The 15085-nt window shown below is 58.5% G+C and carries 14 protein-coding genes, 1 tRNA gene and 1 rRNA gene; 4 read left to right on the top strand and 12 right to left on the bottom strand.

Annotation, left to right across the window (positions count from 1 at the left end; all coding sequences use genetic code 11):
- Positions 1-79: 79 nt before the first annotated feature.
- Both NBH13_RS05900 and NBH13_RS05905 read right to left on the bottom strand, forming a co-directional pair.
- Complete coding sequence (locus NBH13_RS05900) at positions 80-442, bottom strand: hypothetical protein (protein ID WP_099571992.1); 363 nt, start codon at positions 440-442, stop codon at positions 80-82.
- Positions 443-824: 382 nt separating this feature from the next.
- Complete coding sequence (locus NBH13_RS05905) at positions 825-1472, bottom strand: PBECR4 domain-containing protein (RefSeq protein ID WP_250779257.1); 648 nt, start codon at positions 1470-1472, stop codon at positions 825-827.
- A 25-nt stretch (positions 1473-1497) separates the two neighbouring features.
- On the opposite strand from NBH13_RS05905, the gene NBH13_RS05910 reads away from it, so the two are divergent.
- Positions 1498-1890, top strand: coding sequence for a hypothetical protein (locus NBH13_RS05910; protein WP_250779258.1), 393 nt, complete (start codon positions 1498-1500; stop codon positions 1888-1890).
- 124 nt (positions 1891-2014) lie between these two features.
- On the opposite strand, the gene NBH13_RS05915 is transcribed toward NBH13_RS05910, so the two are convergent.
- The 3 genes from NBH13_RS05915 to mobC all read right to left on the bottom strand — a co-directional run bounded on the left by NBH13_RS05915 (position 2015) and on the right by mobC (position 4933).
- On the bottom strand, positions 2015-2626 hold the full coding sequence (locus NBH13_RS05915) for a hypothetical protein (RefSeq protein ID WP_250779259.1): 612 nt from the start codon (positions 2624-2626) through the stop codon (positions 2015-2017).
- A gap of 88 nt (positions 2627-2714) precedes the next feature.
- Complete coding sequence (locus NBH13_RS05920; RefSeq protein WP_250779260.1) at positions 2715-4574, bottom strand: relaxase/mobilization nuclease domain-containing protein; 1860 nt, start codon at positions 4572-4574, stop codon at positions 2715-2717.
- On the bottom strand, positions 4574-4933 hold the full coding sequence (gene mobC / locus NBH13_RS05925) for a plasmid mobilization relaxosome protein MobC (protein ID WP_250779261.1): 360 nt from the start codon (positions 4931-4933) through the stop codon (positions 4574-4576). The genes NBH13_RS05920 and mobC overlap by 1 nt, the downstream gene beginning before the upstream one ends.
- 500 nt (positions 4934-5433) lie before the next feature.
- Here mobC and NBH13_RS05930 point away from each other — a divergent pair, with 500 nt between their 5' ends.
- The 3 genes from NBH13_RS05930 (at position 5434) to NBH13_RS08680 (ending at position 9463) form a co-directional block, all read left to right on the top strand.
- Positions 5434-8229, top strand: coding sequence for a DNA methyltransferase (locus NBH13_RS05930; protein ID WP_250779262.1), 2796 nt, complete (start codon positions 5434-5436; stop codon positions 8227-8229).
- 2 nt (positions 8230-8231) lie between these two features.
- The gene (locus NBH13_RS05935; RefSeq protein ID WP_250779263.1) at positions 8232-9068 is read left to right on the top strand and encodes a hypothetical protein; all 837 of its coding nucleotides are present in this window, start codon (positions 8232-8234) and stop codon (positions 9066-9068) included.
- Positions 9069-9328: 260 nt separating this feature from the next.
- A complete protein-coding gene (locus NBH13_RS08680) occupies positions 9329-9463 on the top strand; it encodes a hypothetical protein (protein ID WP_284703019.1) in 135 nt (44 codons plus the stop codon).
- Between the two features lie 139 nt (positions 9464-9602).
- Here NBH13_RS08680 and NBH13_RS05940 read toward each other — a convergent pair whose 3' ends face one another.
- The 7 genes from NBH13_RS05940 to rrf all read right to left on the bottom strand — a co-directional run bounded on the left by NBH13_RS05940 (position 9603) and on the right by rrf (position 15081).
- Positions 9603-10049, bottom strand: a complete 447-nt coding sequence (locus tag NBH13_RS05940; protein ID WP_250779264.1) for a TnpV protein — start codon at positions 10047-10049, stop codon at positions 9603-9605.
- A gap of 438 nt (positions 10050-10487) precedes the next feature.
- Positions 10488-11009: a hypothetical protein gene (locus tag NBH13_RS05945; protein WP_250779265.1), complete on the bottom strand. Its 522-nt coding sequence runs from the start codon at positions 11007-11009 to the stop codon at positions 10488-10490.
- Positions 10951-11943, bottom strand: a complete 993-nt coding sequence (locus NBH13_RS05950) for a hypothetical protein (protein ID WP_250779266.1) — start codon at positions 11941-11943, stop codon at positions 10951-10953. Before NBH13_RS05950 ends, NBH13_RS05945 begins: the two co-directional genes overlap by 59 nt.
- An 85-nt stretch (positions 11944-12028) precedes the next feature.
- Positions 12029-12217, bottom strand: coding sequence for a helix-turn-helix domain-containing protein (locus NBH13_RS05955; RefSeq protein ID WP_250779267.1), 189 nt, complete (start codon positions 12215-12217; stop codon positions 12029-12031).
- A 153-nt stretch (positions 12218-12370) separates the two neighbouring features.
- A complete protein-coding gene (locus tag NBH13_RS05960; RefSeq protein ID WP_250779268.1) occupies positions 12371-13828 on the bottom strand; it encodes a tyrosine-type recombinase/integrase in 1458 nt (485 codons plus the stop codon).
- Between the two features lie 220 nt (positions 13829-14048).
- Positions 14049-14136 (bottom strand) — tRNA-Ser (locus tag NBH13_RS05965).
- Positions 14137-14963: 827 nt separating this feature from the next.
- Positions 14964-15081: ribosomal RNA gene (rrf, locus tag NBH13_RS05970) — 5S ribosomal RNA — on the bottom strand.
- Between the last annotated feature and the right edge of the window lie 4 nt (positions 15082-15085).

Consider the following 15085-nt stretch of genomic DNA (forward strand, 5'->3'; position numbering starts at 1 on the left):
GGACACGACGAAGCAAAATAGGAATTATCCCGAAAATCAGGCCTGTTTTATCAAATTTAAGTCGAAGCAATGTCGACGGTCAGTCGACGTAGTGCGGGGCGCTGGATGCTATGCGGGGCGTAACGCCATTATTGCCGTTGTCTTCGTTATTACCGTCCGCAGTGGAATCTTGCGATTTACGAAGCGATCCCGCAGCCAATGAACGTATGGATCGAACGGAGCGGCCAAGCTGCGACTGCCTTTCCTGCACGTCCGACTGGATTGCAGGAAACGCACCGGTCACAGGACGAATACGCCCGGTCGCCGTGGGAATGAAGCTTGGCGGCAGCACTTGCGTAGTGATGGCGCTCGGAGATGATGCATGATAACGAGCCATCGAAGCCAGAGAATCGCGGGTATCGAGTTCACGCTGAATATCTAGCTCATCGTCGGATTCAACCATCGCCGCCCTCCTTCTTTTCCGGCAATCTCCACCGGTAATCTCTCTCCACTGGTAACGGTCACCGTTCTGAGCGTAATGCAAGGCGGCATGCCACTGCGAACGAAATCAGCGATATGCGCAACTCCCCCACTGTTTCGCAACTTCTTCGTCGCACATCTACACAACAGACCATTGGGGGAATCACCGTTTTTCGGTATGAAAAAAAGGGCTTCCGGAATCATCCGAAAACCCTACTGGCGGAGAATACGAGACACAAACTTTTCGGCCTGTAAGCCTTACTCCCGCTTGGGTTTTGCAAAATTCACCATGCCAAAACCCTATTCAAAACCCGGTTACCGGCGTGTCGCGGATTGCCTTCAGCATGTCAGACGTCACCGACTCGTCACAGCAACCCCAGCGCGGCCCTGTCCAGCACGCACTCGCCACGGTACTGCTTCAAGGACCCCCGGACGCGGGCAAGCTTCTGGTTCCGCTTGACCGGATCCTTCTCCCTGATCGCCTTGGACACGATGCTGTAGTCCAACGAATCCCGTTCGGTCTTGAACACCGTGAGCACCGGACGGCTGCCGTTCAGCCTTCCATCGCCCAGATCCAACACCGTGTTGGGGAACAGTTCCGCACTGCGGCGCACATAGCCGACCGCATAGGGAAGATTGGCGCAGATCGCGTCGGTCTTGGTACGTCCCGGAAGCACGGGACTCTCGACCATCATGGTGGCCCTGGCGTCGATGCGCACCAACGTGGACAGCACGAGCCTCTTGGCGGTGACGCCCCTGTTGTTCGGCAGTAATCCATCCGGTGTGAGACGCGACCTCAACGCCATCTCCCAGAAATCCTTCGGAGAGACGTTCTCGTAGTGCACGCCGCACAAGTGCATGAAGTTGTCGGCCCCGTACAGCGTCTCCATGGGAACGGAACCGTCGCCTGGAACGAAAAGCACATGCCTGCCCAGCAGACGTTCCAAGTAGACGGGCGCGCACGCATGTATGGCTCTGATCGAGTCCTCGGGGTCGAAACGGTTCTCTTTCAACGGCTGGCTCCCGGACTCGGCACGGATGCAGGAAATAGTAATCGACGCCGGTGCCCTTGGGCTTGCCGGCGTCAATAGGTCTTTTCTGTCGCTCGCGGACGACGATCACGATTACGGGCGTGCTCCCAGCCGGATGCTTATCGTCCACCGGCTTGATGGACTAGACGCGTTCCGCCTTGCAGCGACGCCGTTCACGTCTGGCGTCGAATTCCGTTTAACGTGGGACCGGCACGGACTGGTGGGCTGGACGGCTTTCCAAATCACCACCAATATACACGAACGGCACCAACCGCCGCAAATCAGCTTCAAGGAAACCTGTCTGTCTTCATCTCAGATGCTTGCGGCGTTTCTCACCCCGAAAAAGGCGTCGATGCTTCATCAAACCGACAATACTATCGATACAGTATCGACACTGTAGACCTCCTTCAAAACTATCGATACAGTATCGATAGCCACTGGTTGAAGACGTCGAGCGCCATGCGGATCTTCACGAGGCACGCCGCGGAGGGCTCTGCACCGCAAACGAACGGCTTTTCGCCCCGTCACCTGTTGCCCCTGATGAAGTCGTCCACTCTCCTGCTGAGAATGCGGTGGTAGGCGATGAGTGCGGAGACCACAAGAACGATCCACAAAGTCAGCCAATGGACCCGTCCCCCGACCATCCGGCCAACCTCCACGGACACCACGAGGGTCCCGCTTGCGAGGAACGTCCAGAACACCATATGCACGGGCAGGGTGTTCCATGCTCGATGCTCCCGCCAGGCATCCATCGCGGTACGCCCGGCCGAATACACGAGAACGCCCATCGCGGCAGCCAAGGCCAACACGAGTATGCCCGCCATCAGCAGCAGCGGCCTGTACCACCAGCTTTGAGACGCTCGGCCGAACTTCATGAGCATCGCCGAAACCCATCGGACGACGCTCCCGACCTGTTCCGACCGTCCGCGAACCCATTCGAGAAGACTCGCGAGAAGCGCCCGCCACTGCCCCGCCATGACGGCGAACAGCATGATCGAGGCGAACACGCACGTCCCCGTGGCGAGGACGAACAACAGGCGCCGTCCGAACCCGAGACGGTCGGCAGCCTCCCGTTCGAGCCTTGCCCGCTCCAGGCCGCATCGTTCCGCCACCCGTCTTCCGATCTCGTCTTCCATGCCGTCGCGTTCGGCGTCCAGCCTGGAACGGTCCCGGCGAAGCCTGGCCTCGCCGTCCGCGAGTTCGGCCTCCCGCCGCTCGATGCGTCTACAACGCTCTTCCCTTGCGGCGCATTCCCTCTCCCTTCGATTGGCTTCGTTCAGCTTCCTGCTGGTCTCGTTGAGCTCGGAAAGCTGCCTCCTGAGCCTCTGATTGCTTGATGAGAGCCTCGTCCTTTCCTCCCCAACCGCTTCCAGCCGCTGTTGGAGTTCCCTGTTCCGCGCGATCAGCGAATCGAGGTCGGGCATCGTCCCGTCGTCCTCGTTCGTGGATTCCGGCATCGACCGCTCCAACAGTCTGCGCGCCAGACTGCCGGCCATCCCGTCCGTTCGGATCCCGTTCTCCCGTTCCATCACCTATCTCCTTTTCCATGGCCGCCCGATTGACGTCAATGACGTCAAAACCGCTGACATCGATGCCCGCCAGGCGCGCTCCCCGGATTATGGTCCAATATCGCGCCTCGCATCGCTCGAGCGTCCGTTCCCGCTGTTCCATTTCTTTCCGCGTCTCGATGGCGAGATCGTCGTCCCCGTTGGCGATGGCTTCGCTCAACGCGATGACCGTTGAGCGAAGCTCGTCCCTCGCCGCACCTATCTGGCCCACGAGATCGCACATGCCACTGCGCATGTCCCCGTCCGCCTCGCGACGTACCCGGATCGCCTCATTGAGCCCGTCAGCCGCGGCCCGGAGCTCGTCGAGGCTTCTGGCCTGCGCCTGGTAGTAACGCTGTTGGGCGGGCGTGACGCCATGCCTGGCGAACAGATGCCTGTCCGTCGTCAATGGTTCAAGACGCTGCGTTGGACGTCCGAGCCTGTCGGCGAGAGCGTCCGCGTTAGCACGTCCTGCGTATCTGTTGGAGCGGTCGAGAAGCGTGACATGATGGTCGGCCGGCAGGAACAGATGCCACGTATTGCCGTCCCTGACGAGCATTTCCGTGGGGATGACGGCCTTGCGGGCGCGATGTGTGCCGGGCATCCACACGCGCACCGCCCGCTCTCCGACGCTGGAGACGAGACGCTGGTTGAACGTGAGGTGGATGGTCTTTCCGCCTCCGATGCGGGCCGTCACCGAATCAAGGTCGTAAGCCGGGCCAAGCCTGGTGTCACGGACTTTCAGGCCCGTGTCTAGGTCCGTGTAGGTAAGATGCCGGCCACGCAAGGCCACCCCGACATGCGCGGCGGCGATATTGGACTCGAATTCCCCGTAACTGCCGGACATGGCCGCCGCGAGCTCAATGGCGGCACGAAGCCGCTCCTTCGCGCCCTTGCCCTTGGCGATGGCGTAGAGTTCCTCCATCGATGCGCCACGACCGTTCATGGGGACCACTTTTGATGATGCGGACGGCACTGCCGCGCTCTCCTGCCCCGGCGTCCGTTCCATGATCCGCCGCATGTCGATTCTCCCGGCTTCCGCATCGACCGAAGGATTGTCGAGCGTGGCCAGTCCCTCGCGGCGGCACAATTCGTCGCTGACCGCACGCCATTGGTCGATGCTTCCGCGGGTCAGGCGCATCTTCCTGCGGGTGCGTCGGTTGGCCGTGCAGATGACGATGTGGTTGTGCAGATGGTTCCTGTCCAGATGCGTGGAGACGACGTACCGGTATTCACCGCCCGTGATCGCCTCGGCCAACGCGATGCCCATCTCGTGCGCCCGCTCCGGGGTCACGTTCTCGTCCGGAGCGAACGAATGCTTCAGATGCAGCGCCAGCACGCTTCCCTCGCGCATGCCGTTCGCGCATGATTCCAGGTCGAGGATCATGGGTCCGGCGAGCTTTCCGGCGTCCTGCCGCTCACCGCTATAGCTCGCGTACACGAACCGGCCTCCATCCGTCTTGGCGGGATTGATCACATACGCAAGCGTGCCCGGAAGGTTCGTCTTGATCTTCCGCCCGAGTTTCACAATGGCCATCACGCACGCTTCCCGCCGCGGGCTTCCATTTCTTCCTTGGCACGCTCCATGCCTTCCATGAGCTCCGTGATGCGGTCGAGCTGGCGGCGCAGTTCATCCAGCTGCGCGGACGTGACGGCACCGCTCATGTTCGCCACACGGGCCATCTGGTTGACGTTCGTTCCGATCCGGTGCAGCTCCGACTTGAACACCTCCGGATCGCTGGCCAGCACCACCCGGGGCATCTCGACCACCGGGTACAGAAGCCTCTCGCGCGCGTACTCGCCCCATCTGCGGTATGCGATGGCCGCGCGCAACGACTCCTTCATGAGCGCCTGGCGAAGCCGCTCAGCACGCTCCCACTCCTCCGGAGCGAACATGACTTTTTGCAGATCGGTCTCCTGCGTCCTTCCGTCCAGCTCATCCCGTCACCTCCGAAAAGCCGAGGGACGTTCGCTGATCGATGCCGCGCGAGCGGTCTGGAGGCCTTGCCGACCATAGGGGCCGGGATTCCCTGGCAAGCCGAACCGTTCCACGGGCCGAGCGAGTGTGTCCACACTCGCGTCGCTTGCTATCCCCGATTCCGGTATGCCGGATCGGGATGGTTTCCGACCGTTTTCCCGCAAGGAAACGGCTGCGTTCTCGTCGTTCATTTTCGGTTTTCCTTCCTGTCTTTCGCACCGGGAACACGGCGCGTTCACGACTATGTTCCCGCAGGAAAACCGATGCGGGATTGGACAAAAACCGATGCGGAACTACGCGGCCCGGCCCCTGTTCCATTCAGGAAGCGGGAACGGAAAGGCCCGTCGTCCGAAAGATTTTCTTCCACGGAAACGTGTCGGAAAACATGCGCGCGCGGACGGCGTGGGATGATTGGGTCATGAGTGTTCTTGAACGTCGTACGAGGGTGTTGGAGTTCGTCGAGCGGTGGAAGGGCCGTGGCGACGAGAAGCAGGAGACGCAGCGTTTCTGGATCGATCTGCTGCAGAACGTGCTCGATGTCGAGCGTCCGACCGAGGCCGCATTGTTCGAATACAGGACCGTGGGCGGCGGGTTCATCGACGTGCTGTGCCCCGAGGCGCGGCTGCTGGTCGAGCAGAAAAGCGCCGGCATCGACATGGACAAGCCCGAGACCAGGCAGGGCACTCCCGTCACGCCCGTGCAGCAGGCTTTACGCTACGCGGACGCCTTGCCGTTGAGCAAGAAGCCCGCGGTGTTGTGCACGTGCAACTTCGGAACCTTCCGCTTCTACGACCTGGAACAGGATCCACGCGCCACAGGAACACCCGTGGACGAGTTCGCGTTGGAGGACCTCGGCGAACACCTGGGCACCCTGGAATCGATCTTCAGCAGCGAGCATTCCCGCGTCATGGTCGAGCAGAAGCTGTCCGAGCACGCGGGCCTGCTCGTCGCGAACCTGCACAACACGCTCGCCGCGCAATACGACGATCCCGACGACCCGGAAAGCCACCACAGCCTCGCCGTGTTGACCGTGCGCCTCGTGTTCTGCCTATACGCCGAGGACGCCGGACTCTACCCCGGCAACTCGTTCAGCGAATACGTCGAAAGCTACGACGCCGCGCACCTGCGCCGCGCCGTCATCGACCTGTTCGACGTGTTGAACACCCCGTTCGGCCAGCGCGACAAGTATTTGGAGGACGATCTCAAACGCTTCCCGTACGTCAACGGAGGCCTGTTCGCCGAAGGCATCGAGATTCCACAGTTCACCGACCTGATACGCGAATCCCTGCTCGCGGCCGGCAAAGGGTTCGACTGGCGCACCATCAGCCCCGTCATCTTCGGATCGCTGATGGAGGAGACCCTCAGCCACGACCAACGCCGCAAGGGAGGCATGCACTACACCTCCGTCAGGAATATCCACAAGGTCATCGACCCGCTCTTCCTCGACAATCTCACGGCCGAGCTCGACCGTGTCGAACACGACCAGACGCTTGGCGAGAGGGCCCGCGAGAACCGGCTCAAAGCGTTCCAGGACAGGCTCGCCTCGCTGAACTTCCTCGATCCGGCGTGCGGTTCGGGCAACTTCCTGACCGAAACGTATCTGCGGCTGCGCGAATTGGAGAACCGCGTCATCTCCGACCTGCTGCACGGCCAGGGCTACATGGAATTGGGCGGCGAGAACAGCCTGGTCAAGGTGCGGATCGACCAGATGCATGGCATCGAGATCAACGATTTCGCGGTGTCCGTGGCGCGTACCGCGTTGTGGATCGCGGAACAGCAGGCGTTGGACGACACGGAGGCCATCGCGGGACAGGCGTTGCCGCATCTGCCGTTGCATGATTCGGGCAACATCGTGCAGGCCAACGCCCTGCAGTACGACTGGAACGAACTATTGCCCGGCGAACAGTGCTCCTACGCGATGGGCAACCCGCCGTTCATCGGACACCAGCAGCGCACCGAACAGATCAAACAGGATCTGAACCTTGTCTGCGGCAAGGCGGGCGGCAGCCTCGACTATGTGGCCGGATGGTACTTCAAGGCCATCGACTATCTCAGGGACAATCAGGACGCGGAATTCGCGTTCGTGTCAACGAACAGCATTACCCAGGGCCAGCAGGTACCGCCGTTGTTCAACCACGTCAAGGAAAACGGATGGCATATCCGGTTCGCGCACCGTTCGTTCAGATGGGACGCCCAGACCACGGATAACGCCAAGGTACATGTTGTCGTTCTGGGATTAAGCAAACAGGAAACGGATTCCATTCTTTTCACTTATCCGATTGTTACGGCGGAACCGGTCGTTTCCCATCCGAAGCGCATCAATGGATATCTTCTGGACGGCGGCGACTTCTTCATAGAAGCCAGAAGCCAGCGGAAGGGCAGGATCTCGTCAATGCTTTCGCGCGTGGATTTCGGATCCATGCCGTTGGATGGCGGAAATCTGATACTCGATACGACCGATGAATACGACAAGGCGATGGGGGATCCGATCGCAAGGGAATACGTGCACCCTCTTCGTGGAGGAAAAGAGCTTATTGAGGGCAAGGAACGTTGGTGCCTCTGGCTTAAGGATGTGCAGCCCAGCGAACTCCGACAGTCCAAAGTCCTTACGGCGAGAGTGGGGGCATGCAAGAGTTACAGGGAAAATGCGACGAAAACTGGGGACGCCTACAAGAACCGTTTCACCCCGTGGCTCTTCAGGGATGACCATCAACCGTCCGTCCCATACCTCGCCATCCCCAAAGTGTTCAGTGAGCGTAGGGATTACGCCACCTGCGACATTCTCTCGCCAGACGTGATAGCGACGGATTTGCTATTCACCTGCGATGATCCGGACGGTTTCAATTTCACGATTATCGAATCAAGCATGTTTATGACATGGCAGAAGGCCGTCGGTGGAAGGCTTGAATCGCGTTGTCGCTTCTCCAACACCGTGGTGTGGAACAACCTGCCATTGCCCGCATTGGATGATGCAGCACGGCAGAAGGTCATTGATGCCGGCAAGGCCGTTCTGGATGCCCGCAAGGCGCATCCGGGCCAGTCCCTGGCGGACCTGTACGATCCGGACTTCATGCCGCAGGATCTGCGCAAGGCTCACGAGTCGCTCGACAAGGTGGTGGACGCGGCCTTCGGTGCCGCCAAGCCCTGCAAGAGCAATGACGAACGCCTCCAAATCCTCTTCGACCGCTACGCGGAAATGACCCAGGAGCAGTAGCCGTGCAGAACATTCTTCAGATCGAAAACCCCATCTCTGATGAAGAGCTCAGCAAGGCGGCCATTCATAAGGCAGAAATGAGTCTTGTAGAGCTCGAAGCAAGGTTCGAGTCTGTCCGCAAACTCAAACTTGAAGATCTGGCGGCCGAAGACGGCAGCATTATTGCCAACGCCAACAAACGTTCCATGGGCATATACCAAGGTCAGCTCATTTCCTTATTGCAAGTTTCATTGGAAACTCTTAATGCGATATTTGCAACGCAAAATGAGGCATTGGGGATTACCCCATATATCCTGAACCGTTCTGCGTTGGAAAGCATCGCCACGGCAATATGGCTTGCTTCATTCGACACTTTGGAAAAGAGAGCCTTTAATGCCCTCAGATTGACTCTCGATAACTACAAGGACTCCAAAAGGGCACTGCAAGAAATTGCGGGTGAAGCAGGCGAGGTCCAGGCGCTACATGACCTCGCCGCGGCATTGCTGGGTGACGCCAAACGTCGGTTCAAGGCATTTGAAGGCAAGCAAGCATCGGGGATGCCTCAGCATACTCAGATAGTCAAAAGGGCTGATGCTATCTATCGTAAGGTCAGAGGCAAACGCCATCTTTATCAAGGACTGACTTCTTGGCAGATATGCAGCGGCGTTGCTCATGGTGGCCAGATCGCCATTGGCAATATGCCCGTCTTCACGGTACTTAAGGATGATGGGAAAAGATATCCGAAAGCATCAACGCTGTCTCTTATGCTGTATCCAACAATAGAAAATCTTGAATTGTTCACCGAGATATACCAAAAGCAATGCGAATGCAGCAAGGTGAAGACGCAGGATAACGGGTAGACCGGCTTTTGATGGTTCATGACCGCCTTCAAGGAATTAATTTTATGCAGGCACACAGTTACCAGACGTTCGTATCCATGTTTTACGCTCTCGATGCGGCGTTTGAGGAGAATGGCACGGAGCGTCTGCGGTCATTTCTGTCCGAGGCGAATCCGTTCCTTTAGGAAGACAAGGGATCGGCTGATCCTGCGGTGTACGAGGAGTTCTCGAAAGCCTTTGACGAACGTTTCGGGACTCAGGGGGCTGTTCCTGAGGATGCGATGGCATTCGTCCGGGACTATCTCGACGCCTGGAACGGTGAATACTGTTGGATGGAAGGCGATCTCGTTGCCGCTTTCGACGGCATTGTGACCCCGCAGCTTTGGAAGCAATCTCTGGAAGAGACGGCGGACTGACAACATGCCCGCTACCGACACCCGTCTGCGTCGAACAACGTCCAATTGATTATTGGCAGCCGTGCTTCGAGCAATCGCGCACGGCGGAAACCATGAATCGTTTTCCATTCGTTGTTTCCGTCATATCTTTTACGTCGATTCAGTAGCTTTCCACGATCTCGCGAATCGCCATGTCCATCGCGTCGCGCTCCGCCTGGATCATGCCGTAGTAGCGGTCCGTCTCGGTAATCTCCGGGTGCGCGGCCATCACGTCCGTGCGGCGCTTCAGGTGCCTCTGCTCCATGAGCATGTCCATGTTCCTGCCGTACTGGTGGCGTGTGCGGCGTTCCGTTTCCTGCAGATGCTGTTCGAGCACGTTGGCCATCATCATCTCCCGGTATTCCTGCGGACGGTTGGCGATCAGCCAGCGGATGCGCATGTTCTGGATGCCGTACATGCTGTTCTCCGTGAACACCTTGTACGGCAGGGCCCATGGGCTCGCGAGTTCCGGATGCCTCCTGTGGCGTTCCTCCATGGCCTCCAGATTCCTCCTGTACCGCGCTTCGAGGTCCTTGTCCTTCCAGACCATTTCCTTCGCGTTTTCCATCGTTTTCTTCCTTTCCTGGTGTCGTGGTTTCCTGCTGCAGATCCTGTTGGTAAACGTTTACCACGCTGTTTCGCGGGAGCGTTCCAGCGTGTCGGAGCGAATGAAAGCGACGGACTTCTCAAATCACATTGTCACGCACCAGTGCATCAGCATCACTAACAAAGCATGAACGGCATAGAACCAACCTTTCATTCACCCTATATCGTTTTCAGCCCCGTCTTTTGGAAATGCCATATTCAAATCTCATCTTCTATATGGCAACCTACACGGCCTACCGCCCTCACCCTACTCTCTATTGGGTTTTCCCAACCCACACAATCGACCTACCGACCTACGTTGCAATCTGGCAGTAGGTTGGTAGGTCGATCGTGCAGGTCGATGAATCCCATATATTTCAATATGTAGGCCGGTAGGCCTGTAGGCTGTCCGTTAAAAATGTCAGATCAGCTTATACCATTCCCCTCCAGCACCCTTTGAGGACGCTCTGATACGTCCCGAACGCATCAGGTTCTCCAGTGCCGGAGATAGCACCTCACGCTGTCGTTTCGAGATGCTGTTGTGTAGGGATCTCCTGGATAGCTCATGGCTTGGAGCGTCCTCAAGCAGGGACATGATCCGATCTTCCACCTTCTTCGCACGCTGCGTCTCGGCGACGTCGGAAGCGTCGTCAGTCAGCTTCATGCGTTCCGCCATCCGTTCGCTGCGCATGATATCGGACTGTTTCCGGGCATCCTCGAACGTCTTCGCCGAACTATCGGCGAGAACGCCGGCAAGCTCCCAGTCCTCCTCGCTCACGACCAGTGGATCGCCGCCGCTCCCGAGACGGAGCAGGTGCATGGCCGCTGCCAGTTTCATGCGCATGTATGTGCTGTGCGCGGTCGGCGAGGCAGGACTGTCCATGCTATTGGTGCGGATCCGGTCGAAGATCACATGCTCCTCCACGATTTTGGGGAACGTCATCGGCTTGAGTTCGTACCGAGCGTCTCCCACTACTTCGGGGGGCCAGATTCCCGTACCCTCCCTTCGAATACACCTTTCCCATGATCTCGGCGGGAAGATCGGCCGGCAAGATTCCCTGGTCGTACGGGAACATGGTGGTGGCCGGTTCCGGGGTGGTGTCGCGGAAATCCACGCGAAGGTTGGCGATGCGATCGCTCAGCGCGGACACGTAGAGGAACCGCTGCTGCAGGCCGACACCGTATCCGTTGGTGAACACGTCGATGCTGGACGGCTGGGCGGAGATGACGGGGATCCCGCGGTATCCGTGGTCGGGTATGACGACCGACAGGCTGCGGTCCTTGGTGGTCTCGCCGATCCGATGCCCGGAGAACACGTCCAGCAGCGTGGACCTCAGAGTACTCTCCTTCCGTCCCATGAGCGCCTGGAGCGTCGATATCTCCGTATACCGCAGAATCGCGCGCCCGTTCACGAACTCGGTACGATACCCTTCGCCGTCCGATCCGGATTCGGATCGGACGGCGAAGATCGCGGACACCGCCTGGCCGGTCGCGGGAGTACCCTCGTACGCGCCCCTGACATCGGGAACGAGGTGTTCCGCCGTAGTGTACGCGGTATCCTTGCCAGATGACGGGCCACCGAGCAGCACCACACCGAAGTTCAACGAACCGTAGCTCGCGCCGACCAACGCCGGGAGCACGATGTGCGGCGGCATAGCCGCGACGATCCTCGCCAGCACACATGCCAGCACCGCGTACGGCGATACCATGTGCCAGACCGCGAAGTCGCGAATCTCGCGTAATTCCGTGCAGGATTCCCAATACCAGTCGTCGTCGAAGGTGTATCCTCCGGCGAGCGGGTTGTACGGATGTCCACCGGCGGTGCGGGAAATGCCGTCGCCCACGAACTCGCCCCTCAGCGGATTTAGGTCTATCATTACTAGTGTAGTTCCTTTCGAGGAATTTGGTGGCCGCTCCAATAGGGATCACGGGGCGGCCGCTTTTTTAGCGATGTTGGGGTTGCTATCTGCCGACGAATTCCTTGAGGGATTCGTACGAGACGAGATAGATGCGTCCTGCCCTGCACGCGTGGAGGTCTCCGCTGCGAATGAGGTTTCGTACGCTTTTGGGATCCTTGAATCCCAGCAGTCGTGTCGCCTCCATGATCGAGACGGACAACGGTTCAAGATTCATCGTCTGGTTCTTGGGCATGTTCTATCGCTCCTTGTCTAGTCGTTCGTGACGTTCCCTTGGGGAATGTCTTTTGCTTTTTCGCGCCTTTACGACGCTTATAACGACACTAAGGCACTTTCGAGCGTGTCAGGATTGGACATTTTTTCTCCGAATCTTTCGATTCCCCACTTTTCATGATTCGCTCAACAGTTTGGCCATGGTTTCGATCTGGGCTTCCTCGGAGAAATGCGACAGTATCAGGGATCGTCTGCCCTCTTCCATCGATCGGAGCACGTTCGCCCGCACTTTCGGATCCATTTGTTCGAGATTTCTCGACAGCGACTCGATCTCGTCGTGGGATGGCACATTCACGCTACTTCCATCGTTGGTGGTTGCCGCGCGTTTCATGCGGGCCGCGTTGGCATCGGCCTCGATTCCGGCGAGGATCTTGCGTTTCTCTTTCTCCGTGACGTGCTGGTAATGCATGGCGGTGCTTACCTGGGTGTGGCCGCCCATCTCCATGACCGCTTTGAGGCTGTTCGTGTAGCTCGCCACCTCCGTGAGCGCCCGGTGGCGCAGATCGTATAGCCTGACCTTCTTCTCTTCGAGACGTGGAATCGTCTTGCGGGCCCTGTACCAGGCGTTCCTCACGCTTTGCGGGTTGACGATATCGTGCGTGACCGAACCGGTGAACATCGGCGACTCAGGTAACGGTTCGACGAACTTCTCCAGATGCTGTTCGAAGCAAGGCACCAGGTATTTCGGAATGGCGACGTCCCTGACGCTGCCCGGGGTCTTGGTCTTGCCGTATCCGCGAACCGTTCGCCCGTCTTTCTTTATGCTTATGGCGGCTCTTCTGACGCGCACCACTCCGCCCTGCTTGTCCGGATTGATGTCGATGTCCCCACGTTGCAGTCCGTACACCTCCTCCGGCCTTAGGCAGAGCACCCCAACCAGATAGATGACGAGTGCGGGCCGCTCCGGCATGGCGGCGTACAGCATGTCCAGCTCCTCATGGCTGACGTCGGCGTCGGCAATGTCGGCCAGTGGTTTCTCGACCCGGATGTTGATGGCCGGATTGCTGCCGATCAACGGTTCTCCTGTGCCTTTCACCTTCTTCGTGCTCGCCTCCGCGAACATGGCGCGCATGAGCGTGGCGACATGCCATCTGATGCTGGCGCCGGCACCATCGCCCGACACGTCCATCGAATCGATCGTCTCGCGCAGCAGGGATTCGGTGATCTCGTCCATGCGGTACACGCCCAGGACCGGAATCAGGTGGTCCCGCAGGTACTGGCGGTATTTTTCCACGGTCTGTTCGGCCAAGAGTTCGCCGTTGGCCTTGCGGTGCTCGCGTAGGTAGTCCATGGCGTATTGCGCGAAGGTGGTGCCGTGTGCCTCCTCCTTCAGCTGCTCGAGCTGCGGCGGCACCCATGTGCCCCGTATGATGTCGCGTTCCGCGTCGTTAAGCCAGGTTTCCGCATCGATCGCGAACCGCAGCGGGAAGTTCTTGTAGATCCGTTTCTTGCCACGCAGCTGGTCGGGCCACTTGCGGTACGCCCATACCGGAGGCTCATACGATGCCTCAAGGTATCGGGGATTCTTCTTGTTTGGTTTTTTCTGGAGGTAGCCGAAGCGTCGTCTGCCCATGTTGGTCTCTTTCGGAAAAGTGCATCTGGATGCCAATCGGGTAGGAATCGAATCTTGTTGGATTTATGCCCGAAAGGTTACCCGATATCCTATGGCACCCAGCGACACTTCAGATTGGACAAAGGCTTTGGACGCAGAACGGCAAAAAGAACGCAAATCGTTGGAAAGACGCCGTTTTTCGGCATGAAAAAAGGCTTCCGGAATCATCCGGAAGCCCTACTGGCGGAGAATACGAGATTCGAACTCGTGAGGCTGTTACACCAACACGCTTTCCAAGCGTGCGCCATAGACCACTAGGCGAATTCTCCAATTATGCAACATCTCACAGTGTCTATCCGTGAAACGCAACTTGACTAGAATACAACAGTTTTTCCTAAAACCCAAATCGGCGTGTCGCAACGTCTCAAATCACCCACCCGCTGGAGGAATCTGCCCACACGCGAACTTCCCGCGTACCGAATCCCCCACCCCCTGGGACAATTCACCTGCCAACTCACCTCTCAGCGTTCCAAATCTTCCACTCACTGGATGAATCCACCCGCTGCCAAGCCTCTCACAGTCCGGATTCCTCCAGCCGCTGGAGGAATCGGTACGTTGACAGGCCTTCCGGCGTCCAGATTCATCCAGTGAGTGGATGAATCTGGACGTACATACACCCCCGTACTGTCCGGTTTCATCCAGCGGGTGGAGGAAATGGGACATTTACGTGTCGTGTAGTTAGTGTTTGGCCACGGAAGCGCGTAGGTGGCGAGCATGGCGCATGCCATCACGATTGGGAGGAACACAAAGCCCCGGTGCGCATCCGATTGGGTGGCAGTCACGAATTGTGTGTCTCCGGCCGAACCGTGCCCAGCCTGCGCAACCATCAGCATGCCGATTTTGCTTTTCGGCGACTATTCAAGAATGATATTGAACATCAGCGGCAGTGCGACTCCCGTTCCCGTGCCTTGCAGAATTCGCGCGGTCATCAACGCATAGGAAAGTTCAATGTGCAGGCCGCCATCACACAGCCGGTGATACAAAGTACAACTGCAGTAAGGAAGAGTGCGCAGCTTGAGTTTGCGTTTGAAAGATAGATAAAAAAAAAACGGGGGTTCCCGGAGCGTGACGCTCGACGGGAACCCCCTCAAGTAGAATGCGGCGGCGCGCTACTCTCCCACACCCTCTCGAGTGCAGTACCATCGCCGCAGCCAGGCCTTAGCTTCCGGGTTCGGAAAGGGACCGGGCGTCTCACCTGGGCCATGACCACCGCAAAAC

It is taken from the genome of Bifidobacterium intestinale, from assembly GCF_023656765.1.
Taxonomy (GTDB): domain Bacteria; phylum Actinomycetota; class Actinomycetes; order Actinomycetales; family Bifidobacteriaceae; genus Bifidobacterium; species Bifidobacterium hominis.